Source organism: Amycolatopsis iheyensis (assembly GCF_024703995.1).
In the GTDB taxonomy this organism is placed as follows: domain Bacteria; phylum Actinomycetota; class Actinomycetes; order Mycobacteriales; family Pseudonocardiaceae; genus Amycolatopsis; species Amycolatopsis iheyensis.
In genome coordinates, this window is record NZ_JAMXQV010000007.1 from 145,412 (window position 1) to 169,260 (window position 23,849).

General features: G+C 70.4%; 26 protein-coding genes and 1 pseudogene. 16 read left to right on the forward strand and 11 right to left on the reverse strand.

The features are described from left to right. Positions 1–41: 41 nt before the first annotated feature. The 4 genes from M8542_RS15095 to M8542_RS15110 all read left to right on the forward strand — a co-directional run bounded on the left by M8542_RS15095 (position 42) and on the right by M8542_RS15110 (position 5,689). Positions 42–1,271, forward strand: a complete 1,230-nt coding sequence (locus M8542_RS15095) for a family 16 glycosylhydrolase (RefSeq protein ID WP_257920776.1) — start codon at positions 42–44, stop codon at positions 1,269–1,271. A gap of 106 nt (positions 1,272–1,377) precedes the next feature. After that, the gene (locus M8542_RS15100) at positions 1,378–2,421 is read left to right on the forward strand and encodes a ricin-type beta-trefoil lectin domain protein (RefSeq protein WP_257920777.1); all 1,044 of its coding nucleotides are present in this window, start codon (positions 1,378–1,380) and stop codon (positions 2,419–2,421) included. Continuing rightward, positions 2,418–4,271, forward strand: coding sequence for a ricin-type beta-trefoil lectin domain protein (locus M8542_RS15105; RefSeq protein WP_257920778.1), 1,854 nt, complete (start codon positions 2,418–2,420; stop codon positions 4,269–4,271). The genes M8542_RS15100 and M8542_RS15105 overlap by 4 nt, the downstream gene beginning before the upstream one ends. Further along, the gene (locus M8542_RS15110; RefSeq protein ID WP_257920779.1) at positions 4,268–5,689 is read left to right on the forward strand and encodes a ricin-type beta-trefoil lectin domain protein; all 1,422 of its coding nucleotides are present in this window, start codon (positions 4,268–4,270) and stop codon (positions 5,687–5,689) included. The genes M8542_RS15105 and M8542_RS15110 overlap by 4 nt, the downstream gene beginning before the upstream one ends. Before the next feature lie 232 nt (positions 5,690–5,921). On the opposite strand, the gene M8542_RS15115 is transcribed toward M8542_RS15110, so the two are convergent. After that, positions 5,922–6,641, reverse strand: a complete 720-nt coding sequence (locus tag M8542_RS15115; protein ID WP_257920780.1) for a GntR family transcriptional regulator — start codon at positions 6,639–6,641, stop codon at positions 5,922–5,924. Positions 6,642–6,754: 113 nt separating this feature from the next. Between M8542_RS15115 and M8542_RS15120 the strand changes: the two genes are divergently transcribed. From M8542_RS15120 to M8542_RS15140, 5 genes are read left to right on the forward strand one after another with little or no spacing between them, the layout of a single operon-like run. Further along, positions 6,755–7,999: an MFS transporter gene (locus tag M8542_RS15120; RefSeq protein WP_257920781.1), complete on the forward strand. Its 1,245-nt coding sequence runs from the start codon at positions 6,755–6,757 to the stop codon at positions 7,997–7,999. A 10-nt stretch (positions 8,000–8,009) separates the two neighbouring features. Further along, the gene (locus tag M8542_RS15125) at positions 8,010–8,804 is read left to right on the forward strand and encodes a putative hydro-lyase (protein WP_257920782.1); all 795 of its coding nucleotides are present in this window, start codon (positions 8,010–8,012) and stop codon (positions 8,802–8,804) included. 1 nt (position 8,805) lies between these two features. Then, positions 8,806–9,555, forward strand: a complete 750-nt coding sequence (locus tag M8542_RS15130) for a LamB/YcsF family protein (RefSeq protein WP_257920783.1) — start codon at positions 8,806–8,808, stop codon at positions 9,553–9,555. Continuing rightward, a complete protein-coding gene (locus M8542_RS15135; protein WP_257920784.1) occupies positions 9,552–10,163 on the forward strand; it encodes a 5-oxoprolinase subunit B family protein in 612 nt (203 codons plus the stop codon). Before M8542_RS15130 ends, M8542_RS15135 begins: the two co-directional genes overlap by 4 nt. Then, entirely contained in the window at positions 10,160–11,011 is an 852-nt protein-coding gene (locus M8542_RS15140) for a 5-oxoprolinase subunit C family protein (RefSeq protein WP_257920785.1), read from the forward strand. Before M8542_RS15135 ends, M8542_RS15140 begins: the two co-directional genes overlap by 4 nt. On the opposite strand, the gene M8542_RS15145 is transcribed toward M8542_RS15140, so the two are convergent. From M8542_RS15145 to M8542_RS15155, 3 genes are read right to left on the reverse strand one after another with little or no spacing between them, the layout of a single operon-like run. Then, on the reverse strand, positions 10,963–12,153 hold the full coding sequence (locus M8542_RS15145; RefSeq protein WP_257920786.1) for an FAD-dependent monooxygenase: 1,191 nt from the start codon (positions 12,151–12,153) through the stop codon (positions 10,963–10,965). The genes M8542_RS15140 and M8542_RS15145 overlap by 49 nt on opposite strands. 35 nt (positions 12,154–12,188) lie before the next feature. Next, entirely contained in the window at positions 12,189–12,380 is a 192-nt protein-coding gene (locus tag M8542_RS15150) for a hypothetical protein (RefSeq protein ID WP_257920787.1), read from the reverse strand. Further along, positions 12,373–12,741, reverse strand: a complete 369-nt coding sequence (locus M8542_RS15155; RefSeq protein ID WP_257920788.1) for a hypothetical protein — start codon at positions 12,739–12,741, stop codon at positions 12,373–12,375. The genes M8542_RS15150 and M8542_RS15155 overlap by 8 nt, the downstream gene beginning before the upstream one ends. Positions 12,742–12,802: 61 nt before the next feature. Here M8542_RS15155 and M8542_RS15160 point away from each other — a divergent pair, with 61 nt between their 5' ends. After that, complete coding sequence (locus M8542_RS15160; RefSeq protein ID WP_257920789.1) at positions 12,803–13,381, forward strand: ArsR/SmtB family transcription factor; 579 nt, start codon at positions 12,803–12,805, stop codon at positions 13,379–13,381. Here the strand turns inward: M8542_RS15160 and M8542_RS15165 are convergent. The 4 genes and pseudogenes from M8542_RS15165 to M8542_RS15180 all read right to left on the reverse strand — a co-directional run bounded on the left by M8542_RS15165 (position 13,378) and on the right by M8542_RS15180 (position 16,603). Next, complete coding sequence (locus M8542_RS15165) at positions 13,378–14,001, reverse strand: alpha-ketoglutarate-dependent dioxygenase AlkB family protein (RefSeq protein ID WP_257920790.1); 624 nt, start codon at positions 13,999–14,001, stop codon at positions 13,378–13,380. The two genes, M8542_RS15160 and M8542_RS15165, sit on opposite strands and share 4 nt — an antisense overlap. A 248-nt stretch (positions 14,002–14,249) precedes the next feature. After that, positions 14,250–15,307 (reverse strand): annotated as a pseudogene (locus tag M8542_RS15170) (zinc-binding dehydrogenase). Between the two features lie 51 nt (positions 15,308–15,358). After that, the gene (locus M8542_RS15175) at positions 15,359–15,703 is read right to left on the reverse strand and encodes a transcriptional regulator (RefSeq protein WP_257920791.1); all 345 of its coding nucleotides are present in this window, start codon (positions 15,701–15,703) and stop codon (positions 15,359–15,361) included. 87 nt (positions 15,704–15,790) lie between these two features. Further along, on the reverse strand, positions 15,791–16,603 hold the full coding sequence (locus tag M8542_RS15180) for an LLM class flavin-dependent oxidoreductase (protein ID WP_257920792.1): 813 nt from the start codon (positions 16,601–16,603) through the stop codon (positions 15,791–15,793). Between the two features lie 143 nt (positions 16,604–16,746). Between M8542_RS15180 and M8542_RS15185 the strand changes: the two genes are divergently transcribed. Continuing rightward, entirely contained in the window at positions 16,747–17,355 is a 609-nt protein-coding gene (locus M8542_RS15185) for a hypothetical protein (protein ID WP_257920793.1), read from the forward strand. Between the two features lie 5 nt (positions 17,356–17,360). On the opposite strand, the gene M8542_RS15190 is transcribed toward M8542_RS15185, so the two are convergent. Together M8542_RS15190 and M8542_RS15195 are read right to left on the reverse strand one after the other, a co-directional pair. Continuing rightward, a complete protein-coding gene (locus tag M8542_RS15190; protein ID WP_257920794.1) occupies positions 17,361–18,044 on the reverse strand; it encodes a metal-dependent transcriptional regulator in 684 nt (227 codons plus the stop codon). 39 nt (positions 18,045–18,083) lie between these two features. Next, positions 18,084–18,524: a GNAT family N-acetyltransferase gene (locus M8542_RS15195; protein ID WP_257920795.1), complete on the reverse strand. Its 441-nt coding sequence runs from the start codon at positions 18,522–18,524 to the stop codon at positions 18,084–18,086. A gap of 55 nt (positions 18,525–18,579) precedes the next feature. Here M8542_RS15195 and M8542_RS15200 point away from each other — a divergent pair, with 55 nt between their 5' ends. After that, positions 18,580–18,900: a hypothetical protein gene (locus M8542_RS15200; RefSeq protein WP_257920796.1), complete on the forward strand. Its 321-nt coding sequence runs from the start codon at positions 18,580–18,582 to the stop codon at positions 18,898–18,900. A gap of 4 nt (positions 18,901–18,904) precedes the next feature. Here the strand turns inward: M8542_RS15200 and M8542_RS15205 are convergent, their stop codons facing one another. Next, positions 18,905–20,491 carry an amidohydrolase gene (locus M8542_RS15205; protein WP_257920797.1) on the reverse strand — a complete coding sequence of 529 codons (1,587 nt, stop codon included), beginning with the start codon at positions 20,489–20,491 and terminating at the stop codon, positions 18,905–18,907. Positions 20,492–20,539: 48 nt separating this feature from the next. Here M8542_RS15205 and M8542_RS15210 point away from each other — a divergent pair, with 48 nt between their 5' ends. The 4 genes from M8542_RS15210 to M8542_RS15225 are packed head-to-tail and all read left to right on the forward strand — an operon-like array spanning position 20,540 to position 23,835. Then, complete coding sequence (locus tag M8542_RS15210) at positions 20,540–21,277, forward strand: enoyl-CoA hydratase/isomerase family protein (protein ID WP_257920798.1); 738 nt, start codon at positions 20,540–20,542, stop codon at positions 21,275–21,277. Beyond that, a complete protein-coding gene (locus tag M8542_RS15215) occupies positions 21,274–22,824 on the forward strand; it encodes an ATP-dependent acyl-CoA ligase (protein ID WP_257920799.1) in 1,551 nt (516 codons plus the stop codon). Before M8542_RS15210 ends, M8542_RS15215 begins: the two co-directional genes overlap by 4 nt. Continuing rightward, the gene (locus M8542_RS15220; protein ID WP_276586509.1) at positions 22,815–23,456 is read left to right on the forward strand and encodes a TetR/AcrR family transcriptional regulator; all 642 of its coding nucleotides are present in this window, start codon (positions 22,815–22,817) and stop codon (positions 23,454–23,456) included. The genes M8542_RS15215 and M8542_RS15220 overlap by 10 nt, the downstream gene beginning before the upstream one ends. A 58-nt stretch (positions 23,457–23,514) precedes the next feature. Then, a complete protein-coding gene (locus M8542_RS15225; RefSeq protein ID WP_257920800.1) occupies positions 23,515–23,835 on the forward strand; it encodes a hypothetical protein in 321 nt (106 codons plus the stop codon). Positions 23,836–23,849: the final 14 nt, after the last annotated feature.

Below are 23,849 nucleotides of genomic sequence, written 5' to 3' on the forward strand. Positions count from 1 at the left end.
CGCGGAACGCCGTCCCCCCAACGGTGAGAGAGGCGACAACGATGTCCACCTCATTCCGCAAGGCCAGAAGAAGAACAGCGGCCCTCCTCGCGGCAGCGTCCCTCCTGCTGCTCGGCCAGCAAGTACTGACCGCACCGGCGGCCGAAGCGGCAGCCACCTTCACCGACGACTTCAACGGCCCAGCCGGCTCAGCCGTGGACGGCTCGAAGTGGCAGCTGGAAACCGGCGACAACGTCAACAACCACGAGCGCCAGTACTACACGTCCGGCACGAACAACGCCCAGCTCGACGGCCAGGGCCACCTCGTCATCACGGCCAAGAAGGAAAACCCCGGCAACTACAACTGCTGGTACGGCCGCTGCGAGTACACGTCCGCGCGGATGAACACCGCCGGCAAGTTCAGCCAGGCCTACGGCCACTTCGAGACGCGCATGAAGCTCCCGCGCGGCCAGGGCATGTGGCCCGCGTTCTGGATGCTCGGCGGCGGCAACTGGCCGACCGACGGCGAGATCGACATCATGGAGAACGTCGGGTTCGAGCCGAACACCGTGCACGGCACCATCCACGGCCCCGGCTACTCCGGTTCCGGCGGCATCGGCGCGGCCTACAACGGCCCGAACTTCTCCGACGACTTCCACACCTACGCCGTCGACTGGTCGCCCAACCAGATCAAGTGGTACGTCGACGGGAACCTCTACCAGACGCGCACGCCGTCCGACCTGAACGGCAACCGCTGGGTCTACGACCACAACTTCTTCATCATCCTCAACCTCGCCGTCGGCGGGTACTGGCCCGGCGACCCCAACAGCAGCACGCAGTTCCCGCAGCAGCTGGTCGTCGACTACGTCCACGTGACCAACGACGTCGGCGGCGGCACCCCGCCGACCGGGCGCACCGGGCGGATCACCGGCATCGGCGGCAAGTGCGTCGACGTCGCGGGCGCGAACTCCGCCAACGGCACGCCGATCCAGATCACCGACTGCAACGGCAACGCGGCGCAGAACTGGACCATCGCCAGCGACGGCACGATCCGGGCGCTCGGCAAGTGCATGGACGTCAGCGCCGCGGGCACCGCGGACGGGACACCGGTGCAGCTCTACGACTGCAACGGGACCGTCGCCCAGAAGTGGGCGATCTCCGGAGCCAAGGACATCGTGAACCCCAACGCGAACAAGTGCCTCGACGCCACCGGCAACTCGAGCGCGAACGGCACCCGTCTGCAGATCTGGACCTGCGGCGGCGGCGCCAACCAGAAGTGGACCACTCCCTGACCCACACCTGTCGTGAGTGTTTAGGGCGGTTCTAACCGCCCTAAACACTCACGACCCCTGACCCCACGGCAGGAGAATCCAAGTGCGACGATTCCTCGTCGCGCTAATGGGGTGTGCCCTGTTAGCGCTTTCCTTCCTCACCACCGGCTCCGCCCAAGCCGCCGTCGAGGCCGGCCCGTCCGCGAGCCAGCTGCTCGCGAAGACGCAGAACTGCCAGCAGATCTCGAACGGCAAGTATTCCTTCGACGAAGGCGGCGCGGCGACCGTGCCCGTCTGCCAGGCCAACGGCGCGGTGTTCTTCAAGGCCGACATGGACATCGACTGCGACGGTGTCCGCACGTCCCAGTGCAACGAGCAGACCGACTGCTGCTTCTACCCGGACACGGCGTTCCACACCTCGACCGACCAGCCGCTGAACGCGGCGCAGCTGCCCTACATCGTCCTCCCGCAGCCGACTTCCACATGGGACTACCGCAACTACGGCATCGACGGCGGTTCCGTCGTGGCGGTGATCTACAACAACCAGGTCACCTACGCGGTCGTCGGCGACACCGGCCCGACGAGCATCATCGGTGAGGCGTCCTACGCCACCGCGGTCAACCTCGGCATCAACCCGGACCCGTCCAACGGCGGCACCGAGGGCCCGGTGACCTACATCGTGTTCCCGAACACGCACGTCAACCCGATCGAGAACCACGCCAACGCCACGAGCCTCGGTGAGCAGGTCGCCACGCAGTTCGCCGGTGGCACGACCACTCCGCCGCCGGCCGGTGGCGGGCAGATCACCGGTGTCGGCGGCAAGTGCGTCGACGTCGCGGGCGCGAACAACGCCAACGGCACCGCCGTCCAGCTCTACGACTGCAACGGCACGACCGCTCAACAGTGGACGGTCGGCAGCGACGGAACCGTGAAGGCGCTCGGCAAGTGCCTCGACGTCACCAGCGCGGGCACGACCAACGGGACCACGGTCCAGCTGTACGACTGCAACGGCTCCAACGCGCAGAAGTGGTCGGCCAACGGGTCGAAGAACCTCGTGAACGCCGGTTCCGGCAAGTGCCTCGACGCCACCGGCAACTCCAGTGCCAACGGGACCCGGCTCCAGATCTGGACCTGCGGCACCGGCGCGAACCAGAAGTGGAGCCTGCCATGAGGAAACTGCTCACCCTGCTCGGCGTGACCGCCCTGGCCGCGGCCACCTTCGCCGCGCCCGCGCAGGCCGCGGGCGAGACCGTGAACGTCTGGCTCACCACCACCAGCGACTCCGGCGGCCGCACGGTCACCCGCGGCCTGCAGCAGCAGACGCCGGTCACCTTCGCCGCGGGCACCGGCACCGGCGGCGTGACCATCAACGTCAACGAAGGCACCACCTACCAGCAGTTCGAGGGCGGTGGAGCGTCCTTCACGGACACCGCGGCCTGGCTGATGAACTCCAGCGGCGCGCTTTCCCAGGCCACCCGCGACGACACGATGCGCAAGCTGTTCGACCCGAACAACGGCATCGGCCTGAGCTTCATCCGCAACCCGCTCGGCGCGTCCGACCTGGCCCGCTACAGCTACACCTTCGACGACATGCCGGCCGGCCAGACCGACCCGAACCTGACGCACTTCTCGATCGCCCACGACCAGGCCGACGTGCTGCCGCTGACCAAGCAGGCCAAGCAGCTCAACCCGCAGGCCAAGGTGATGGCGTCGCCCTGGAGCGCGCCGCCGTGGATGAAGGACAACGACAGCTACATGCTCGGCTGGGTCGAGTCGCAGTACTATCCGGCCTACGCGCAGTACTTCGTCAAGTACCTGCAGGCCTACCAGGCCGCGGGCGTGCCGATCGACTACGTCTCGATGCAGAACGAGCCGACGTGCTGCGCGAGCTACCCGTCGACCAACTGGAACGGCGCCGGGCTGGCGTACTTCGCGAAGAACAACCTGCTGCCGGCCCTGCAGGGCGCCGGACTGTCCACAAAGGTCCTAGCGCTGGACTGGAACTGGGACACCTACGCCTCCTACGGCGCACCCACTCTGGACGACTCGGCGATCCGCAACCACCCGAACTTCGGCGGCGTCGCCTGGCACGGGTACGGCGGCAACATCGCGCAGCAGACGACGACGCACAACCAGTACCCGAACGTCAACGCCTACTCGACCGAGCACTCCGGGGGCACCTGGATCTCGAACCAGCAGGCCGAGGACATGAACAACATCGTCGACTACACGCGCAACTGGTCGAAGAGCGTCACCAAGTGGAGCCTCGCCGTCGACCAGAACATGGGCCCGCACAACGGCGGCTGCGGCACCTGCACCGGCCTGATCACCGTCCACAACGGAGACTCGCGCAGCGGGCAGGTCGACTACACCGTCGAGTACTACACGATGGGGCACCTGACGAAGTTCGTGAAGCCGGGCGCGTACCGGATCGACTCGAACGACAACTCGACCGTCCGCAACGTCGCGTGGAAGAACCCGGACGGCTCGAAGGCGCTGATCGCGTACAACTCCAGCACCGCCGCCCAGAACGTCCGCGTGAACTGGGGCAACTCGTCCTTCACCTACTCGCTGCCCGGCCACACGTCCGCGACGTTCACCTGGAACGGCACCCAGGGCAATGGCGGCACCACGGGCAAGACCGGCCCGATCACCGGGCTCGGCGGCAAGTGCCTCGACGTCGCCGGCGCGAACAGCGCCAACGGCACCGCGGTCCAGCTCTACGACTGCAACGGCTCGGGCGCGCAACAGTGGACGGTCGGCACCGACGGAACCCTGAAAGCACTCGGCAAGTGCCTCGACGTCACCGGGCAGTCCACAGCGGACGGTGCCCAGCTGCAGCTGTGGGACTGCGGGGGGACCGCGAACCAGCGGTGGGCGGCGACCGCGGCCAAGGACCTCGTCGGCGCCGGGTCGAACAAGTGCGTCGACGCGACCGGCAATTCCAGTGCCAACGGCACCCGGTTGCAGATCTGGACCTGCACCGGCGCCGCCAACCAGAAGTGGAACGTGCCCGCATGAAGAAACTGGCAGTGACAACCGGGGCTCCGCCCCGGGCCGGGGGCTCCGCCACCCGGAACCCCCGAAAAGCAGCATTCGGCGCCCTCATCGCCGCATCGGCTCTCATAGCCGTCCCAGGCGTCGCGCAGGCGGCGACCGGCCCGATCACCGGCATCGCCGGCAAGTGCGTCGACGTCAACGCGGCGAACAGCGCCAACGGCACCGCGATCCAGCTCTACGACTGCAACGGCTCGGGCGCTCAACAGTGGACAGTCGGCTCCGACGGATCCCTGCAGGCGCTGGGCAAGTGCCTCGACGTCACCAGTGCGGGCACCGCGAACGGCACCACGATCCAGCTCTGGGACTGCAACGGCTCCAACGCCCAGAAGTGGACGGCCAACGCGGCGAAGAACCTCGTCAACACCGGGTCGGGCAAGTGCCTCGACGCCACCGGCAACTCCAGCGCCAACGGCACGCGGCTGCAGATCTGGACGTGCGCGAGCACGGCCAACCAGCAGTGGACGCTCCCGTCCGGCGGCACCACCCCGCCGCCGAGCGGGCCGGGCGTGATGGCCGTGGCGCCGTACCTCTACAACGGCTGGGGCAACCCGCCGAGCCCGCAGACGATCCAGAACGCCACCGGCGTCAAGTGGTTCACGCTGGCGTTCATCCTGTCCAACGGCTACTGCAACCCGATGTGGGACGGCGGCCGGGCGCTCACCGGCGGCGTCGACCAGAACACGATCAACGCGGTGCGCGCGGGCGGCGGCGACGTCATCCCGTCGTTCGGCGGCTACTCCGGCAACAAGCTGGAGTCGTCGTGCGGCAGCGCGGGTGAGCTGGCGGCGGGCTACCAGAAGGTGATCAGCGCCTACGGTCTCAAGGCGATCGACATCGACATCGAGGCCGACGCCTACAGCAACCCGACGGTGCAGCAGCGCACGGTCGACGCGCTGAAGACGGTGCGGGCGAACAACCCGGGCATCAAGCTGTACGTCACGTTCGGCACCGGACAGTCCGGTCCGGACAACAGCCTGGTGAACCGGGCGGCGCAGTCCGGGTTGACGGTCGACGGCTGGGTCATCATGCCGTTCGACTTCGGCGGCGCGGGCCAGAACATGGGCACGCTCACGCAGCGTGCGGCCGAGGGGCTCAAGAACGTCGTCAAGGGCGCGTACGGCTACGACGACGACACGGCCTACCGGCACATGGGCATCTCGTCGATGAACGGCATCACGGACAACAACGAGACGGTCACCCTGAACGACTTCACCACGATCCTGGCCTACGCGAACCAGCACCACCTGGCCCGGTTGACGTTCTGGTCGGCCAACCGCGACCGCCCCTGCCCGGGCGCCTACCCGAACGACGACACGTGTTCGGGCGTTTCCCAGCAGGCGTGGGACTTCACGAGGATCTTCGCCCGCTACGCCGGCTGATCCCCCGACGCCGTCAAGGCCACCGCACGGACGTCCGTGCGGTGGCCTTGACGGCATTTCGGGCAAAAAGGGCTGCCGGGCCACGGCACTGGGGGAGCCCCGACCCGGCAGCGAAGTGGTTTCGCGGCCGCTGGGGGTCTCCGGCGGCGAAACCGCACCGAGGTTATCCAGCCAGGTGCCGTGGAGGCGAGCACTCGGGCCCATCCGGACGGCGACGGTGCCCGAACGGCCACTACTCCGACATCGCCGCCCGGGCCGCTTCCGCGCGGTCCGCATACGCCCCGACCAGCTGTTCTTCCGCGTCCTCGAGGTACTTCATCAGCAGCTGCTCCGCGCCGGGGCCGTCGCCGGCCTCGATGCGGTCGAGGATCTCGTGGTTGCGCGGCAGGTATCGCTCGTGGAACCGCCGCGGCTCGGCCATGATGTGGAAGACCAGCCGCAGCTCGGCGATCAGCCGGCCGACCAGCTCGTTGACCCGCTCGCTGCCCGACAGCGCTGCCAGCTCTTGGTGGAACCAGACGTTCGCGGTGCCGAGGTCCTTCCAGTTGCCGCTGCGGGCGGCCTCGTCGCCGATGTCGACCTTCTCCTTGATCCGCGCGAACGTGTCCGGCTTCGCCGTCACGCCGCGGACCGCCGCGCACTCGATGATCTTGCGGACGCGGTAGATGTCGACGACGTCCTCGACGCTCGGGATGCGGACGAAGACGCCGCGGTTGAGCTCGTGGGCCAGCAGCCGCTCGTGCGTGAGCAGCCGGAACGCCTCGCGCAGCGTGTTGCGGGAGACGCCGAGCGCGTTGCCGATGTCCTGCTCCGACAGCCGGCCGCCCGGCAGGAAGAAGCCCTCCGCGATGCGCTTGCGGAGGACGCCCGCGACCCGCTCGGCCGTGCTCTTGCGGCTGACCAGGCCCCGGTCGGCGGCCAGGCCCGGTGACCCGCTGTCTTCGATGACCACGCTCCGATGATAGCCGTCACAGAGAGGACGATCCAATTGCCGTCTTGTGGAATTGTTCAACAATCCTTACTGTGTGAACCACGCCACGATGAGACACTGGCCAGGAGGTGCCCATGACTGCCACAACAGCAACCGAGGCCCGGCCGTTCGACTGGTTCCGCACGCTCGGCAAGCGCGGCCGCCGCGCGTTCCTCGGCGCGTTCGGCGGCTACGGCCTGGACTCGTTCGACTACCAGACCCTGCCGCTCGGCCTCGCCGCGATCACCGCGTACTTCGGCATTTCGAGCGGTGAGGCCGGCCTGCTCGGCACGACGACACTGGTCGTGTCGGCCGTCGGCGGGGTCGGCGCGGGCATGCTGGCCGACCGGATCGGCCGCGTCCGCACGCTGCAGATCACCATCGCGATGTACACGATCTTCACCGTGCTCTGCGGGTTCGCGCCGAACTTCGAAACACTGCTGGTCTTCCGCGCGCTGCAGGGCCTGGGCTTCGGCGGCGAGTGGGCGGCCGGCGCCGCACTGGTCGCGGAGTACTCCTCGGCCAAGTACCGCGGCCGGACCGTGGCGTTCGTGCAGAGCGCGTGGGCGGTCGGCTGGGCGCTGTCGGTGATCGTCTACACCGTGGTGTTCAGCGTCGCGAGCGACGACGTCGCCTGGCGCATCATGTTCTGGACCGGTGTCATCCCGGCGCTGCTGGTGCTGTGGGTCCGCAAGAGCGTCAAAGACGCGCCGCGCGCCGAGGAACGCCTGAAGGCCGAACGTCCGAAGGGGACGCTCGTCAAGATCTTCAAGGGCGACCTCCTGCGCACGACGTTCTTCGCCGCGCTGCTGGCCACCGGTGTCCAGGGCGGCTACTACACGATCTCGACGTGGCTGCCGTCCTACCTGAAGAAGACGCGCGAGCTGACCGTGATCGGCACCGGCGGCTACCTCGCGTTCCTGATCACCGGCGCGTTCGTCGGCTACGTCTGCGGCGGCTACCTCACGGACCTGATGGGCCGCAAGAAAACCTTCCTGACGTTCGCGCTGCTGTCGGCCGCGTTGATCGTCGCGTACACGCAGATCCCCAAGGGCGCCAACGGGCTCGTGCTCGTCCTCGGCTTCCCGCTCGGCTTCTCGATGTCCGCGATCTTCAGCGGCTTCGGCGCCTACCTCGCCGAGCTGTACCCGACGACGTTGCGCGGGACGGGACAAGGCTTCACCTACAACTTCGGCCGGGCGGTCGGCGCGGTCTTCCCGACCGTCGTGGGCTTCCTCGGCGCGGGCGGCGCGATCGTGTTCGGCGCGATCGGCTACGGCATCGCGGTGCTCGCCCTGCTGGGCCTGCCGGAAACCCGGGGTATCGAACTCGTCGACTGAGGGGGCTCTCATGACGACCTTTGACGAACCCGCGACGTACACGCCGGCGCAAGCGCGCGAGGTGTTCCGCCGCGGCACCGCCCGCCCGACCACGGGCTGGGCCAACGGCTTCACCCAGACCAACCTGATCGCCGTGCCCGAAGACTGGGCCTACGACGTCCTGTTGTTCTGCACCCGCAACCCGCAGGCGTGCCCGGTGCTCGACGTCACCGACCCCGGTGACCCGGCCACGCGGCTCGCCCCGGGCGCGGACCTGCGCACCGACCTGCCGCGCTACCGGATCTGGCAGAACGGCGTGCTGGCCGGCGAAGTCTCCGACGCGACCGGCTTGTGGCGCAGCGACATGGTGGCCTTCTCGATCGGCTGCAGCTTCACGTTCGAAACGGCGCTGGCCGCCGAGGGCGTCCCGCTGCGACACGTCGACCAGGGCCGCAACGTCGCGATGTACATGACGAACCGGCAGTGCGAGCCCGCCGGGCGGCTGCACGGGCCGATGGTCGTGTCCATGCGGCAGATCCCGGAGGACCGCGTCGACGACGCCGTCGAGATCACCGGCGCGATGCCGGCGGTGCACGGCGCTCCCGTGCACATCGGCGATCCGGGCGCGCTGGGCATCGACGACCTCGCCCGGCCGGACTTCGGCGACCCGGTCGACGCGGAACCGGGCGACGTCCCGGTGTTCTGGGCCTGCGGTGTCACTCCGCAGGCGGCGCTGATGGCCTCGCGGCCCCCGTTCGCGATCACCCACGCGCCGGGGTACATGTTCATCACCGATTCCCGTGACAGCGACTACCGGGTGGGCTGAAATGGATCTGAACAGCGATCTTGGTGAGGGCTTCGGCGCCTGGAAGATGGGCGACGACGAAGCCATGCTCGACATCGTGACCAGCGCGAACATCGCGTGCGGCTTCCACGCCGGCGACCCGTCGGTGATGCGGCGGGTGTGCGAGCTGGCGGCCGAACGCGGCGTCGCGATCGGCGCGCACGTCGGGTACCGCGACCTGGCCGGGTTCGGCCGGCGCGCGCTCGACATCGCGCCGGACGCCCTCGCCGACGAGGTGCTCTACCAGATCGGCGCGCTCGACGCGTTCGCCCGCGCGGCGGGCAGCCGCGTGACGTACGTGAAGCCGCACGGCGCGTTGTACAACACCGCGGCGGTGGACCCGGAGCAGGCCGCGGCGATCGTCGCCGGCCTCCGCCGGTACGACCCCGCGCTCGCGCTGCTTTGCCTGCCGGACTCGGAAATGCAGCGGGAGGCGGAAAAAGCGGGTGTCGTGGCGTACGCGGAGGCGTTCGCGGACCGCGCCTACACCGCCGACGGCAAGCTCGTGTCGCGCAAGAAGCCGGGCGCGGTGCTGCACGATCCGGACGCGGTGGCCGAACGCGCGATCGGCATGGCGACCGGCGGCGTGGTCACCGAGGACGGCAGCAAGCTCGACGTGCGTCCGGATTCCCTGTGCGTGCACGGGGACACGCCGGGCGCGGTGGAGCTGGCCCGCCGGATCGAGGCGGCGCTGACCGCGGCCGGCGTGCAGCTGGGGGCGTTCACCGGATGACCGTCCGGCTGCTGCCGTGCGGGCGGCGCGCGGTGCTGGTGGAAGCGGAAGACGTGCTGGGGTACCAAGCCGCGGTGACCGCGCTGGACCTGGCCGGCGTCGAGGAGCTGGTCCCGGCGGCCCGCACCCTGCTGGTCCGCTTCGACCCCGCGGTGACGGACGCGGACCGCCTGGGCGCCGTGCTGCGCGAAGTGTCCCCTGTGGACAGCACGGTGACCGGCGCCGGCGAGGTGGTGGTCCCGGTGGTGTACGACGGCGAGGACCTGGCCGACGTCGCGGCCGAGGCGGGCGTCTCGGTGGCTTCGGTGATTTCCCGGCACAGCGCGGGTTCCTACGTATCCGCGTTCTGCGGGTTCGCGCCGGGGTTCGCGTACCTGTCCGGGTTGGACCCGGCGTTGCACGTCTCGCGGCGCTCGACGCCGCGGACGCGCATCCCGGCCGGCTCGGTGGCGATCGCCGGGGAGTACAGCGCGGTGTACCCGAGCGCGTCGCCGGGTGGCTGGCGGCTGCTCGGCCGCGCGGAAGTGCCGGTGTGGGACGTCGAACGCGACCCGCCGAACCTGCTGCCGCCGGGCACCCGCGTGCGGTTCGAGGCGGTGACGGCGTGAAGCTGGAGATCGTCCGGCCGGGGTTCTCGACGACGGTGCAGGACCACGGCCGGCCCGGGTACGCGGCGCTCGGCGTCTCGCGGTCCGGCGCCGCGGACCGCGGGTCGTTCGAGCTGGCCAACCGCCTGGTCGGGAATCCGGCCGGAGCCGCGGCGCTGGAGGTGACGCTCGGCGGGCTGGTGCTGCGTGCCTCGAGCGTGACGACGGTCGCGGTGACCGGCGCGTCGTGCCCGGTGTCGCCGGGCGGGATGAACGCGCCGGTCACGCTGTGGCCGGGCGATGAGCTCGTGCTGGGCACGGCAACTTCGGGACTGCGGTGCTACGTCGCGGTCCGGGGCGGGATCGACGTGCCGCCAGTGCTCGGGTCGCGCGCCACCGACACGCTCGGGCAGCTGGGACCGCCGCCGCTCGCCGCCGGGATGCTGGTGCCGGTGGGCACTCCCGGCGCGTTCCCGGTCGTCGATCTGGCGCCACGCGCGGCGTTGCCCGAGGCTCCGGTGCTGCGTGTGACGCCGGGACCGCGTCGCGACTGGTTCGCGGCCCCGGACGAGCTGCTGTCCACTGTGTACACGGTGTCGCCGGACTCGAACCGCGTCGGCATCCGCCTGACCGGGCCCGCCCTCGAGCGGGTCCGCCACGACGAACTGCCGTCGGAGGCGTGCGTGCCCGGCTCGGTGCAGGTGCCGCCGTCGGGCCGGCCGATCCTGTTCCACGCGGACGCCCCGACGACGGGCGGCTACCCGGTGCTCGCCGTCGTCGAGGAGGCCGATCTCGACCTGGCGGCGCAGCTGCGTCCCGGTCAGACAGTGCGGTTCGCGGCGGCCCGGGAGTCCGGCAGGCCGGCGTAGTCCGGCAGCTCGACGCCGTTGATCGCGCGCTCGATCAGCGGGCCGAGCTTCTCCATGTCGGGCTCCTCGGGTTCGGCGCCCTCACGCATGCTCGCGTGCAGCCGCCCGATCTCCTGGTTGGCCTCGACGTAGGAACGCATCCGCTGCTCGTAGCCGGCGAACCCGGCCGCCGGGTCCCAGCCGGCGGCGGCCAGCTCACCGGCCAGCAGGTAGGCGCCGACGAGAGCCAGCCCGGTGCCACCGCCGGACAGCGGCGACGAGCTGAACGCCGCGTCGCCGAGCAGCGCCACCCGCCCGGCCGACCAGCGGTCCATGACCACCTGGGCGATCTGGTCCAAGTAGAAGTCCGGGGTGTCGTCCAGGTGCGTGAGGATGCGCGGGGTCAGCCAGCCGAACCCGGCCATCTGTTCACGCAGCAGGCGTTTCTGGGCCTCGATGTCGCGGTAGTCGACGTCGAACTCGGCCGCGGGGAAGGACAACATGGCCATCGCGCGGGTCGCGTCCGGCAGCGGCCGCAGCCCGGCCGAGCGCCCGGCCTCCTGGTAGTCGAGCATCCAGCGCTCGAGCCCGAACTCGTTGGGCACGCTGTAGAAAGCCAGCACGGACCCCAAGTGGCGGACGAACTTCTCACGCGGCCCGAAGACCATCCCCCGCAGCGCCGAGTGCAGCCCGTCGGCCCCGACCACCAGGTCGAACCGCCGCCGGTCACCACCTTCGAAGCCGACGTCGACGCCGTCGGCGTCCTGGGCGAGCTCGGCGATCCGGTCGCCGAAGACGTACTCGACGGTGTCGCGGGTGTCTTCGTGCAGCACCCGGGACAGGTCCCCGCGCAGGATCTCGATCTCGGAGATGTAGCCGTCGCCGCCGTCGTCTTCCGCGCTGAAGGTCTCGAGCACCTTCCCGTCGGCGTCGACGACGTACGCGCCGGCGGTGTCGGTGCGGGCCGCGCGCACGGCCGCGTCGAGCCCCATCCGCCGGATGACCTCCCTGGCCACCCCACGCGCGTCGACGGCCTGCCCGCCGGGCCGCAGCCCGGGCGCCCGCTCCACGACGGTCACCTCGGCGCCCCGCCGCTGCAGCCAGTGCGCGAGCGCGGGCCCCGCGATGCTCGCTCCGGCCACCAACACCTTGACACCGCTCATCGAGTCCCCCTTGTTCGCCGGTCGGGGCTCGGATCTTAACGGCTCGCGGCCACCAGCCAGGCGAGGTTGGTCAGGACGATCGCCACCCACAACGGCCACGTGCGACGCCCCCGCAGCGCGTCGCGCAGCGGGCCACGCTCGGCCAGCCGGTCGGCGAGGCAGGCGTCGAACGCTTCGGCGACCTGGTCGTCGATCTCGTCGCGCAGCCGCGGCGTCAGCTCAGACATGGGCCGGCACCGCGCGGGCCACCGACAGGCACACCAGCGCCAGCGGCACCTCCAGCGCCGCCATGAGCAGCGAGAGCCCGACGTCGCTGCCGGCCGTCGTGACGTCGAACCAGGCGTCGGCCAGCAGCAGGGTCGCCGTGGCCGTCGCCGCCAGTGGCGCCCGCGGGTCGGTGCGGGCGAGCAGCCACGCCGTGACCAGCAGGCCGAGTGCCTCCGCCGCGTCGAAGCCCGTCCACGCGAGCCGCCAGTGCTGGGCCACCGCGGTGTCCGGCAACGTCGTCGCCAGCACCGCGATCCACGGCAGCAGGCAGAGGCCCGCCGCCCAGAGCAGCCGTCTCTTCGAAACCCCCGAAGTCCCCATGCCAACCAAGGTAGCGATTGCAGAGAATCTCTGCAAACAGTCTCTGTAGTAGGCTCCGGGCATGGTCGAACGTCCCGAACGGCGCGTCCTCACCGGCGCGGATCTCAAGGCCTTCTACAAGGCCCTGGCCAACCCGGTGCGCCGCGACATCCTGTCCTACCTGGGCGAACACGGCGAAGCGAACTCGACCAGCGTCGCGAAGGCCCTCGGCGAGAGCACCGGGACGACCAGCTACCACCTCCGCAAGCTCGCCGACCTCGAGCTGATCGCGGAGATCGAGGAGCGCTCCACCGGCCGCGAACGCTGGTGGAAGTCGCTGATGAAGGACATCTACACCCCGCCGGGGCTGGAGATGACCCCGGACGAGCGCGAGGCCGCGCGCAAGCTCGGCGCGCTCAAGATGAGCCACGACCTCGGCCTGGTCACGCGGGCGTACGCGGGTTACGACAGCGCCCGGGGCTGGAACCAGATCTATCGCGCGGGGTTGCGGCTGACGAAGGAGCAGGTCACGTCGTTCGTCGAGGAGTACCAGAACCTGCTGTGGAAGTACGTCACCGAGCCCGGCGACCACCCCGAAGGCTCACGCTCCCTCGCCGTCCGGCTCATCGTGGTCCCCGACGACGAGTCCACAACGGACTAGAGCCCCGACACCCGCAGCGTGATGTTCAGCCGCCCGGTGAGGCCCAGCGCCGGGTCGGCCGTGCCGGGCAGCGTCTTCGGCACCCCGTGGTACGCGAGCCGCGAAGGGCCGCCGAACACGAAGACGTCGCCCGACCGGAGTTCGACGTCGGTGTACGGGCGGCCGCGGGTCTCGGTGTTGCCGAAGCGGAACACGCACGCGTCGCCGAGGCTGAACGACACCACCGGCGCCAGGCTGCGCTCGTCCTTGTCCTGGTGCAGACCCATCTTCGCGGCCGCGTCGTAGAAGTTGACCAGCGCGATGTCCGGCTCGTACGGCTCGGTGTCCCCGTACGCGTCCGCCAGCGCGCGGCGGCCGAGGTCGCCGAGCCAGTCCGGGAACGGCAGCACCGGCGTGCCCTCGCCGGTCGTGCGCGAGTAGCCGTACGGGTACCAGTGCCAGCCGAGGCAGACCGACTTGACCGACATGACGCCGCCGTTCGGCAGGCGGGTGTGGCGGTAGCCGGCGAAGCCGCGGCAGGCCGCCACGAAGTCCCGCTGCTCGTCGAAACCGAGCCAGTCGGGCAGGTGGACCGCGCCGGGCGCGAGCTCGGCACGCGGCCGCGGGAGGAGGGCGTCCATCACCTCGATTGTGCCGGAGACTCCCGTCGCGCACGCTCGGTGATCGTCGAGGGCACGATCCGGTGGCCGCGGAACGTCACCCCCGCAACAGCGAACAGCCGCAGGAGCCGCCCGAACGGACCAACCGGGCGCTCCTGCGGCCGAATCCCCTCGCTTTGGGCCACCATGTCTAGACGTTCCCACACCTGAATGTCACAAGGCCAGCGTGGATCAGCTACGAACCGGTCACTTGACCTGGGCGGCGCGGATCAGTCACGAAACGTCACAACGGTGACGCCCGCCTGCGCCGGCACGGGATCGTTCATCGCGGCCAGCGCCGCCGGGACGTCGTCGAGGCCGATCCGCCGCCCGATCAGCGCGGCGAGGTCGATCCCGGCCGTCTCGACGACGCGCAGCAGCTCCGGGTACTCGTGGGCCTGCAGCCCGTGGATGCCGACCAGCTCCAGCTCGCCGCCGATGACGCGGTGCATCGGGATCGGCGCGACCCCCTGGGCGGGCGGCATCAGCCCGGCCTGGACGTGCCGGCCGCGCTTGCGGAGGCTGCCCACCGACGCCGCGCAGGTCGACGGCGCGCCGAGGCAGTCGAGGGAGACGTGCGTACCCCACCGGTCAGCTCCCGCACGTGCTCGGCGACGGCTTCCGGGCCGTCGAACGCCGAGGAGTCGACGGTGAGCGTGGCGCCGGACTTCGCGGCCAGCTGCAACGCCGACGGCGAGACGTCGACCGCGACGACCTTCGCGCCCGCCGCGACGGCCAGCAGCACCGCGGAGATCCCGACGCCACCGCAGCCGTAGACCGAAACCCACTGCCCGGCGGTGACACGGCCCTGGCGCAGCACCGCGCGGAACGCCGTCCCGAACCGGCAGCCCAGCGCCGCGGCTTCGGCGGCGCCGAGCGAGTCCGGCAGCGCGACCAGGTTCGTCTCGGCGTGCTCGATGGCCACGCGCTCGGCGAAGGAGCCCCAGTGCGTCGCGCCGGGCTGGAACTCGCGGTCGCAAATCTGCTGGTCGCCGCGGGCGCACTGGGCGCACGTGCCGCAGGCGCAGACGAACGGCACGGTGACGCGCGCGCCGAGCGCCCAGCCGCGCACACCGGCGCCGAGCTCGACGATCCGGCCGGCCAGCTCGTGCCCGGCGACGTGCGGCAGGCTCACCGCGGTGTCGTGGCCCTGCCACGTGTGCCAGTCGCTGCGGCACACGCCGGTCGCGTCGACCTCGATCACGACGCCGCCCGGTGCGGCCACCGGCTCCGGCACGTCCCGCACGACGGGCGGGACGCCGAACTCCTCCATCACCACAGCTCGCATGGCGCGAGCCTACGTGATCCGCTCAAGTGAGCGGTTTTCCGTTGGTACCGCTCAGTTGAGCGGCGGCGGCTGCGCGTGGAAGCGCGTTCTTCCCCGCGGCGGCCCGAGGAGCTTGCTGAGCGAGCCGTCCGGCACGTTCAGGATGTCCTCGAGATTCCGCAAGGCCTCCAACGACTCCGCCCGTTCGGGCCGGCACCGCCCGGACTGCCAATGGCTGAGGGTGGCCAGGCTGACCGTGGTTCCCCTGCCGCGCAAGCGATAGCGGATCCGGTCGAGGCCGAGTCCGCGGGCCCGGATCGCCGCCCGCAGGGCGACGTCGAACGGCCCCGCGGCCAGCAAGTGGCTCAGCTCCGCCTGTTCCCCCCGGTCGATGGTGCGTGTTCGCTGACCGGTCATCACATCGCTCCGAAGCACTCTCGAATACGAAACCTGGAGCGTAGGCGCAGGTTCGCAAGATCGGAAGAGCACTCACCCACCTGCGAGTTACGCTGCGCGCGCTGTTTCGGCGATCTCGGCGAACGGTTCCGCGTAGCCCGAGTTGATCGTGACGTAGGAAATCCCCCACCGCTCGCGCCAGCGGAGAAGCTTTTCCGCTGCCTGCGCGGGATCCGCGGGCAGCACGGTGACGGCACCGCCGGCGGCGAGCTCGGGCACGTCGACCCCGGCCCACCGCGCGATCCCGGGCGAAGGCCGGTCCCCGACGGCCATCAGGTTCAGCCCGAGCTCGATCTCCGGCAGCCGCTCACCGGCGAGCGTCCGGAATCGATCCACAATGGACTGCGCCTCGGTTTCGGTGGTCGTCGGCGCCCAGGTGAAGGTGACGGTGTCGGCTTCTTGCGCGGCGAGCGCGAGCATTTTCGGTCCCCCGCCGGCGAGCATCAACCGCGGGCGGTCGACCGATCGTTTGAGGTGGGCGATCGTTTCCGCCATCCGTGTGATGCGCTCACCCGGTCCGCCGAACTCCCGCCCGAGGCTTTCGGCGTGCGCCTTCGCACCGGGCCGCCCGACCCCGAGCCCGAGCTCGAACCGGCCGCCGGTCTGCTGGTGCAGGGTCTGGACCTGCCAGCCGACGGCTTTCGGGTCGCGGAAGGGATCGGCGAGCACGAAGGTCCCGATGGTGAGGTCGAGGGTCACCGCGGCGGCGGCCCCGAGCAGCACGAAGGGATCGGCGGCGCCAACGGGATCGGTGGCGAGCAGGGTGTCGAAGCCGAGCTTCTCGACCTGCTCGGCCTGGGCGGTCCAGGAGGTGAGGTCACGAGCGTGACCGGCGACGATGCCGAAGCGGAAGGGTTTCATGCGGTCATGGTGTCGGTGGTGGAGCGGTCACCACATCCGCTTCAGGACGTCAGTTGGGCGTACGCCCCTCGCAGTCCGTCGGTGGCCGTAACAGCTGAACCGCGGCCCGCGACTCCCGATCAACACGATCAAGGGGGCAGGAGATGATCAAGCGCACGATCTACCTCATGGCGGCCGCCACCACTGCCTTCGGGCTGGCCGCCTGCGGCAACGAGGCACCCCCAACCACTGCGGCGGCATCGGTCCAGGCGCCGGCGAGTGTGTCCCCGACCGCCTCGACCGCTCCGTCCTCCACAGCCCCGGCCTACATCACGAAGAAGGTCGGCGAGCGGGCCGGCATCACGAACACCGACGGCAGTCCTGCGGTGGACTTCTGGGTCACCAAGATCGCTGTCGATCCGAAGTGCGGCTCGTACATGTCGCGCGAAGCCGGAAAACACACGTTGCTGCTCGATGTGACCGTCAAGACCTACACCGAACACGACGCCAATAGCGACATCAACGCGTTCACGGTCCTGCCCGGGCTGATCAACCCGTTCGCCTTCTCGACGACCGGCGCCGACGGCGTCACGAACCAGGCGGAGACCGACATGTGCGTGGAGCCGAAGAGTCTGCCCTCCGCGTACGCGGCGAATCGCACCTACACCGGTCAGGTTGCGCTATCCACCACAGCGAAGAGCGGCACTGTGCAGCTCACAGATGGTTCCGGGCTGTTCGGCCCCGGTGCACATGGCTGGGAATGGTCGTACTGAGCCGCTCAGCGCAGGGTGACCGACAACGCCTGCGCGATCTCCTTGCCAATGGCGTGCGTAGCCGCATCAGGCGGTGACCCCACCTTCACCACCATCGGTCCCCCGAACGGCTGCCGCTCCACGACCTCGATGCGTTCGCCCAGGTTGATCGCGTGTTCCGTCAGGTACCTCAGCAGCTCCGGGTCCGTGTCCCAGACCCGGACGATCTCGCCCACCGCGCCCGGCTCGAGGTCGTCCAGGATCCGGACCGCCAGCTCCTCCACGCTGCCGTCCGGGGCCGGGATCGGGTCGCCATGAGGGTCGCGGACCGGGTTGCCGAGCTTGGCCGCGATGCGCTCCACCAGCCTGTCCGACACCGCGTGCTCCAGCGCGTCCGCCTCCGCGTGGACCTCGTCCCACGTGTAGCCGAGCTCCGACACCAGGTACGTCTCGATCAGCCGGTGCCGCCGCAGCACCGAGCGGGCCAGCAGCCGCCCGTCGGCGGTCAGCTCGATCCCGCGGTACGGCACGTGGGTGACCAGGCCCAGCTGGGACAGCTTCGTGACCATCCCCGACGCCGAGGACGGGCTGACCTCCAGCCGGCCGGCGAGCGAGGTGTTCGTGACCGCCTCACCCCGCTCGACCAGGCCGTAGATCACCCGGACGTAGTCCTCGACCGACGAGGACCTCCGGACCGAACCATCTCCCATGCCGCATACTTTACGGGGCTACGTACTTTCTCGTGAAAGTCACGGCCGCCAGCGGTAGCGGATCCAGCCGGGCACCGGTTCCGCGCCCAGCTGCGCGTAGAACGCCTCGCCTTTCTCGTTGCCCGCCTGCAGGTCCCACTCGACGCGGCCGGTCGTGCGGTTGCGGAGCTCGTCGAGCAGCTCGCCGCCGAGGCCGTGGCGGCGGTGCGCCGGGCGGACGAACAGGTCGTCCAGCCAGATCCCCGGCCGCGCCTCCCAGGTGGAGAAGTTCCAGCTGCAGAACGCGAAGCCGGCGACCGTGCCGGGCTCGCCCGGCGGGGTCGCGATCAGCACCCACGCCTTGGGATCGGGCCCGAACAGGTGACCGCTCATCTCGGCGCGGTCGAGCTTGAGGTCGTGGTTGTCCTCGTAGACGGCGTGCTCCTCGATGAGCGCGCAGATTTCCTCGATGTCTTCGAAGACGGCATCGCGGACGGGCATCGTGCCTCCCGTTTTTGTCGGTGGTGGTCGTTACGGTCGTGGTCGGAGGTGATCGATGGCACCGGAACAGCGGTTCGAGGACCTGGTCGACGAGTTCACCGGACGTCCGGGCATCACGCCACCGGGCGCGACCGGTGGCTTCGGGCGCACGGCACTGCGCGCGAACGGCCGGATCTTCGCGATGTTCGTCCGCGGGCAGCTGGTGCTGAAGCTACCCCGGGCGAGGGTGGACGAGCTGGCCGAAGGCGGGCATGGCGTGCGCTTCGACGCCAACAAGGGCACGCCGATGAAGGAGTGGCTGGCGTTGGACACGGGGTCGGCGCAACCCTGGTCCGCGCTGGCCGAAGAAGCGCTGGAATTCGTGGAGGGGAAGTGAGTCATCACGCTTGATAACGCAGTTCGCCGCCGACGGCGGTGCCTTGCACGCTGAGCCCGTCCAAAGCGGACTCCTCCAGGGGCGAGCCGGAAAGCACGGCGAAGTCGGCGAGCTTCCCGGGTTCGAGCGTGCCCAGGTCACGCTCGGCGAAGGTCGCGTAGGCCGAGCCATACGTGTACGCGCGCAACGCCTCCTCGGGCGTCAGCGCCTCTTCGGGGCCGAAGGGCGCGCCTGAGGACGTGCGCCGGCGCACCATGTCGGCCAGCGCGAGCAGCGGCGCGCCCTCGACGACCGGGCGGTCCGAAGACGCGGGAAGCACGCAACCCGCGTCGAGGACGCTTCGCAGCCGATAGCACCACGGGACGCGAGACTCGCCGAGCGCGGCGCGCATGCCGTCGCCGAGCTCGTTGACGAAGCGGCCCTGCGGCGACGCGAGCAACCCCAGCGATGCCAGGCGAGTCAGCTCCGCGGGCTGAAGCACCGCGCAGTGCTCGATGCGGTGCCGGTGGTCCGTGCGCGGCGAAACGGCCAGCGCGGCTTCGTACGCGTCGAGGACGACTGTGATCGCGCGGTCACCGATCGCGTGCGTCGCGATCTGCCAGCCGGCCTGGTGGGCGCGGCGGATCGTCTCCGCGAGCGCGTCCTCGGGCACCTGGAAGTAGCCGCGGTTGTCCGGCTCGCCGTCGAAGGGGTCGTGCATCGCGCAGGTGCGCCCGACCAGGGAGCCGTCGGCGAACAACTTCATCGGGCCGACGCGCAGCCACTCGTCGCCGAGGCCGGTGCGCAAGCCCAGGTCGAGGCCGAAGCCGGCGTCGTCGGGCAGGTCGTGCAGCACGCTCGCGGCGACCATCACGGTGCTGCGCACGCGCAGCACGCCGCGATCGCGCGCCTCCTGGTAGGCGGCCAGTTCCGCGGGTGTCTCGCCGACCAGGCCGCCGCCGATCCCGGCTTCCTGGACGCTGGTGATGCCCTCCGACAAGTACCGCTCGGACGCCCGGTCGAGCCCGCGCACGATGCGCTCGACGGGGGTCGGGTACGTGAGCGGCCGCAGCAGCAGCTGGGCCTGCTCGCGCAGCAGCCCGGTCGGCGAGCCGTCCGCGTCGGGCACGACGTCGCCACCGACGGGCACGTTCGCCAGGTCGAGCTGGTCGAGCACGGCCGAGTTGACCACGGTCATGTGCCCGGAGGTGTGCTTGAGCCGAACGAGCATCCCGGGCGCGGCGCGGTCGAGGCCGTGCCGGTCGGGGTGGCCGCCGGCCAGCTTGTTCTGGTCGTAGCCGCTGCCGACCACCCAGCTCCCGGCCGGCAGCTTCGCGGCCCGGGCGGCGACGGCGTCGTAGACCTCCTCGACGCTGCGGCAGCCGCTCAGCGCGACGTCGTCGAGGCCCATCCCGAACCACGCCATGTGGTTGTGCGCGTCGTGGAAGCCGGGCACGACGAACCCGCCGGCGAGGTCGACCCGCGAGCGCGCCGACAGCGAAACCGCGTCGTCGCCCAACGCGACCACCCGGCCGTGCAGGACGGCGAGTGCGCTGGTGACACCCACGCCCGTCCACACTGTGGCGTTCTCGTAAACCGCATCGACCCGCATGAGTCCCGAGGCTATCGATCGATCGATCGAACGTCTAGCATCGGCCGCATGCCCACCGTGGACTTCGCCGTCGAGGACGGCATCGCGCAGATCCGGCTGAACCGGCCCGAGCGGCTCAACGCGGTCGCCGCCGCCCTGGTCGACGACTTCCTCACCGCGCTCGACGCCGCCGCGCGCAGCGACGCCCGCGTCGTCGTCCTCTCCGGCAACGGCCGCGCCTTCTGCGCCGGCCACGACCTCAAGGAACCCACCCCCGAGGGGGATTCGCGGGCGCGGCTGGACCGGCTCCAGGACGTCACGCGGCGGCTGCGCGGGCTGCGCCAGCCGGTGATCGCGGCGGTGCACGGCTACGCGATCGGCGCCGGCGCGGAGTTCGCGCTCGGCTGCGACCTGATCCTCGCCGCCGAAGACGCCGTCTTCGCGTTCCCCGAAGTCTCGCTGGGGCTGAGCGTCACCGGTGCGGCGTCGCGGCTGCTGCCGCTGCTCGTCGGGCCGCTCAAGGCGAAGGAACTGCTGCTGCTCGGCGAGCGCTTCGACGGCCGGAAGGCCGCGGAGCTGGGCATGGTCAACGCCGCCGTCCCGGCCGAGCAGCTCCAGGCGGAAGCACTGAGCTGGGCCAAGCGGATCGCCGAGCACCCGCCGACGGCCGCGGCGATGGCCAAGCGCGTGCTCGACGCGCCGATCGACGTCGAGCCGGCCCTCGAACTCGAAGTCAGCCACGCCCTGATCACCGAAACCTCGGCCGCGGTCGCCGCGTCCACGGAGGCCTTCCGGAGCCGGACGTGACCCCGCTCGCCGGCATCGGCACGCTGGCGCAGCTCGTCACGCGGGCCGCGCAGCTGTGGCCGGAGCGCACGGCCTGGGTCTTCGACGAGACCGGCGAGCGCTTCACCTTCGCCGACGTCGACCGGCGCAGTTCCGAAACGGCCGCGGCGCTGGCCGAGCGCGGCATCGGCCCCGGCGACCGGGTCGCGGTGATGCTGCGCAACCAGCCCGAGTTCCCGCTGGTCTGGCTGGCACTGGCGAAGATCGGCGCGCAGCTGGTGCCGGTCAACACGAACTACCAGGAGTTCGACGGCGCCCACGTGCTTCGCCACTCGGGCGCGAAACTGGTGGTCGCCGCCGAGGAGTTCACCGCCCTCCTGACCCGCATCGGCCTCACCGAAGTCATCACCCCAGCGGCACTTTCACGTGAAAGCGACCACCTGGGGGCCGCACTTTCACATGAAAGTGCGGCTTTCGAGCCGGTGCCTGAACTTCCGGTGAACATCCAGTACACGTCCGGCACCACCGGCGCGCCCAAGGGCTGCGTCCTGCCGAACCGGTACTGGACGACCCTCGCGATCAGCCTGGCCACCGACTTCCCCGCCGTCGGCGAGGACGACGTCATCCTGACCGCGCAGCCGTTCCACTACATCGATCCACAGTGGAACGTCGCGCTCGGGCTGGCCGGCGGCGCCACCCTCGTCGTGCTGGACCGCTTCCACCCCAGCACGTTCTGGGCGAAGGTCCGCGAGCACGGTGTCACCTGGTTCTACTGCCTCGGCCTGATGCCGACGCTGCTGCTGCGGCAGGAGCCGTCGGCAGCCGACCGCGACCACCGCGTCCGCGCGATCTGCGCGTCCGCGATCCCGCACGAACTGCACGCCGAGCTCGAGGCGCGCTGGGGTGTGCCGTGGTACGAGGCGTTCGGGATGACCGAGACCGGCGGCGACATCCGGGTCGGCGCGGCGGATCACGACGAGACCGTCGGCACCGGCTGCATCGGGCGGCCGAGCCGCGACCGCGAGGCGATGATCGCCGGCGACGACGGGAAACCGTTGCCCCGTGGGGAAACCGGCGAGCTGCTGATCCGCGGGATCGGGCTGATGCACGGCTACCACGAAGACCCCGAAGCGACGGCGAAGGCGTTCGCGGGCGGCTGGTTCCACACCGGCGACCTGGCCCGGATGGACGACGCCGGCCGCGTCTACTACGTCGGGCGCACGAAGGACATGATCCGCCGCAGCGGCGAAAACGTGTCCGCCGACGAGGTCGAACGCGCGCTGCTGCTGCACCCGGCGGTGAAGCTGGCGGCCGTCGTCGCGGTGCCCGACGAACTGCGCGGCGAGGAGATCAAGGCCTACGTCGTGTGCGACGGCGACCGTCCCGAGCCGGCCGCGCTGGCCGGGTTCTGCGCCGGAAAGCTCGCCTACTTCAAGGTTCCGCGGTTCTGGGCGTTCGCCGACGCGCTCCCGATGACGCCGTCGGAGCGCGTGGCCAAGGGCGAGCTGCGGAAGGTGGCCGACCCGCGGGCCGGGTCGTGGGACGCGAAGGCGGAAGCATGGCTGTGACGAGCCGGGAGCGGGTCCGCGCGGCGGCCGTGAAACTGTTCGCCGCCAAGGGTTTCCACGGCACCGGGATCCGGGATCTGGCGCAGGAGGCGGAACTCTCGTCGGCGAGCCTGTACCACTACATGGGCACCAAGGAGGATCTGCTCGCGGAGATCATGCACACCGCGCTGAACCGGTTGCTGGACGCCGCCCGCGAAGCGACGGCCGGCAGCGCCGACCCGGTGGCCCGGCTGCGGACGCTGGTGGTGCTGCACGTGCTCGCCCACGCCGTGGGACCGGCGGAAACCCGCGTGGTGGACAACGAGGTCGACGTCCTGTCCCCGGCCGCGCGCGAGCCGGTGGTGGCGTTGCGGGACGCGTACGAACACCTGTGGGCGGCGGCGATCGAGGAAGGTGTCGCGGCCGGGGTGTTCCACAGCGAACACCCGGCGGTGACCCGGCTCGCCCTGCTGGAAATGTGCAGCGGCGTGGCCAGGTGGTATTCGCCACGCGGGCCGCTGGCGCTGGACCAGCTCGCCGAGCACTACGCGGAGCTGGTCTCGCGGGCGCTGGGCTGCACGTCCCCGCCCGGCGTCGCCGACTTGCGACGCTGTCGTGAAATCGTCGCGAAAGAGTGGGGGGAGTCCGTTTAGCGGCGCTTTTACCTGTGTACGCCTTGCCCAGACGGCGTGCGTGGGGGACGCTCGAAGGGTGACTGAGGAAACGATCCAACTGGAACTGGACGACTCGGGTCTCGCGCCGGGCCTCCCGGCGCCGGCACACCCCCGCGATCAGGTGCAGGATGTCCCCTATCGCCCGGTCGAGTTCCGTGATGACGATCTCCCCACCGCCTTGGAGCGGTGCTCCGCGTGGCTACGCCAGGCGCAGGAATGGCTGGGCGAGCCGCTCGACGTCCTGGCCATCCACCTCGACTACGACGACCGCAAGGGTTCGCCGTACTACGACGTGAAGCTCCTGTGCAACGAAGAGGACCTCGCCGGCGTCCCGATCGCCATTCGCAACAAGCAGTAAGCAGCACGCAGCAC

Bases quoted from the DNA above. Each gene is read 5' to 3' on its own strand.
- M8542_RS15095 (WP_257920776.1), top strand. From the start codon at position 42: ATGTCCACCTCATTCCGCAAGGCCAGAAGAAGAACAGCGGCCCTCCTC.
- M8542_RS15100 (WP_257920777.1), top strand. From the start codon at position 1,378: ATGGGGTGTGCCCTGTTAGCGCTTTCCTTCCTCACCACCGGCTCCGCC.
- M8542_RS15105 (WP_257920778.1), top strand. From the start codon at position 2,418: ATGAGGAAACTGCTCACCCTGCTCGGCGTGACCGCCCTGGCCGCGGCC.
- M8542_RS15110 (WP_257920779.1), top strand. From the start codon at position 4,268: ATGAAGAAACTGGCAGTGACAACCGGGGCTCCGCCCCGGGCCGGGGGC.
- M8542_RS15120 (WP_257920781.1), top strand. From the start codon at position 6,755: ATGACTGCCACAACAGCAACCGAGGCCCGGCCGTTCGACTGGTTCCGC.
- M8542_RS15125 (WP_257920782.1), top strand. From the start codon at position 8,010: ATGACGACCTTTGACGAACCCGCGACGTACACGCCGGCGCAAGCGCGC.
- M8542_RS15130 (WP_257920783.1), top strand. From the start codon at position 8,806: ATGGATCTGAACAGCGATCTTGGTGAGGGCTTCGGCGCCTGGAAGATG.
- M8542_RS15135 (WP_257920784.1), top strand. From the start codon at position 9,552: ATGACCGTCCGGCTGCTGCCGTGCGGGCGGCGCGCGGTGCTGGTGGAA.
- M8542_RS15145 (WP_257920786.1), bottom strand. From the start codon at position 12,153: ATGAGCGGTGTCAAGGTGTTGGTGGCCGGAGCGAGCATCGCGGGGCCC.
- M8542_RS15150 (WP_257920787.1), bottom strand. From the start codon at position 12,380: ATGTCTGAGCTGACGCCGCGGCTGCGCGACGAGATCGACGACCAGGTC.
- M8542_RS15155 (WP_257920788.1), bottom strand. From the start codon at position 12,741: ATGGGGACTTCGGGGGTTTCGAAGAGACGGCTGCTCTGGGCGGCGGGC.
- M8542_RS15160 (WP_257920789.1), top strand. From the start codon at position 12,803: ATGGTCGAACGTCCCGAACGGCGCGTCCTCACCGGCGCGGATCTCAAG.
- M8542_RS15165 (WP_257920790.1), bottom strand. From the start codon at position 14,001: ATGGACGCCCTCCTCCCGCGGCCGCGTGCCGAGCTCGCGCCCGGCGCG.
- M8542_RS15175 (WP_257920791.1), bottom strand. From the start codon at position 15,703: ATGACCGGTCAGCGAACACGCACCATCGACCGGGGGGAACAGGCGGAG.
- M8542_RS15180 (WP_257920792.1), bottom strand. From the start codon at position 16,603: ATGAAACCCTTCCGCTTCGGCATCGTCGCCGGTCACGCTCGTGACCTC.
- M8542_RS15185 (WP_257920793.1), top strand. From the start codon at position 16,747: ATGATCAAGCGCACGATCTACCTCATGGCGGCCGCCACCACTGCCTTC.
- M8542_RS15190 (WP_257920794.1), bottom strand. From the start codon at position 18,044: ATGGGAGATGGTTCGGTCCGGAGGTCCTCGTCGGTCGAGGACTACGTC.
- M8542_RS15195 (WP_257920795.1), bottom strand. From the start codon at position 18,524: ATGCCCGTCCGCGATGCCGTCTTCGAAGACATCGAGGAAATCTGCGCG.
- M8542_RS15200 (WP_257920796.1), top strand. From the start codon at position 18,580: ATGGCACCGGAACAGCGGTTCGAGGACCTGGTCGACGAGTTCACCGGA.
- M8542_RS15205 (WP_257920797.1), bottom strand. From the start codon at position 20,491: ATGCGGGTCGATGCGGTTTACGAGAACGCCACAGTGTGGACGGGCGTG.
- M8542_RS15210 (WP_257920798.1), top strand. From the start codon at position 20,540: ATGCCCACCGTGGACTTCGCCGTCGAGGACGGCATCGCGCAGATCCGG.
- M8542_RS15220 (WP_276586509.1), top strand. From the start codon at position 22,815: ATGGCTGTGACGAGCCGGGAGCGGGTCCGCGCGGCGGCCGTGAAACTG.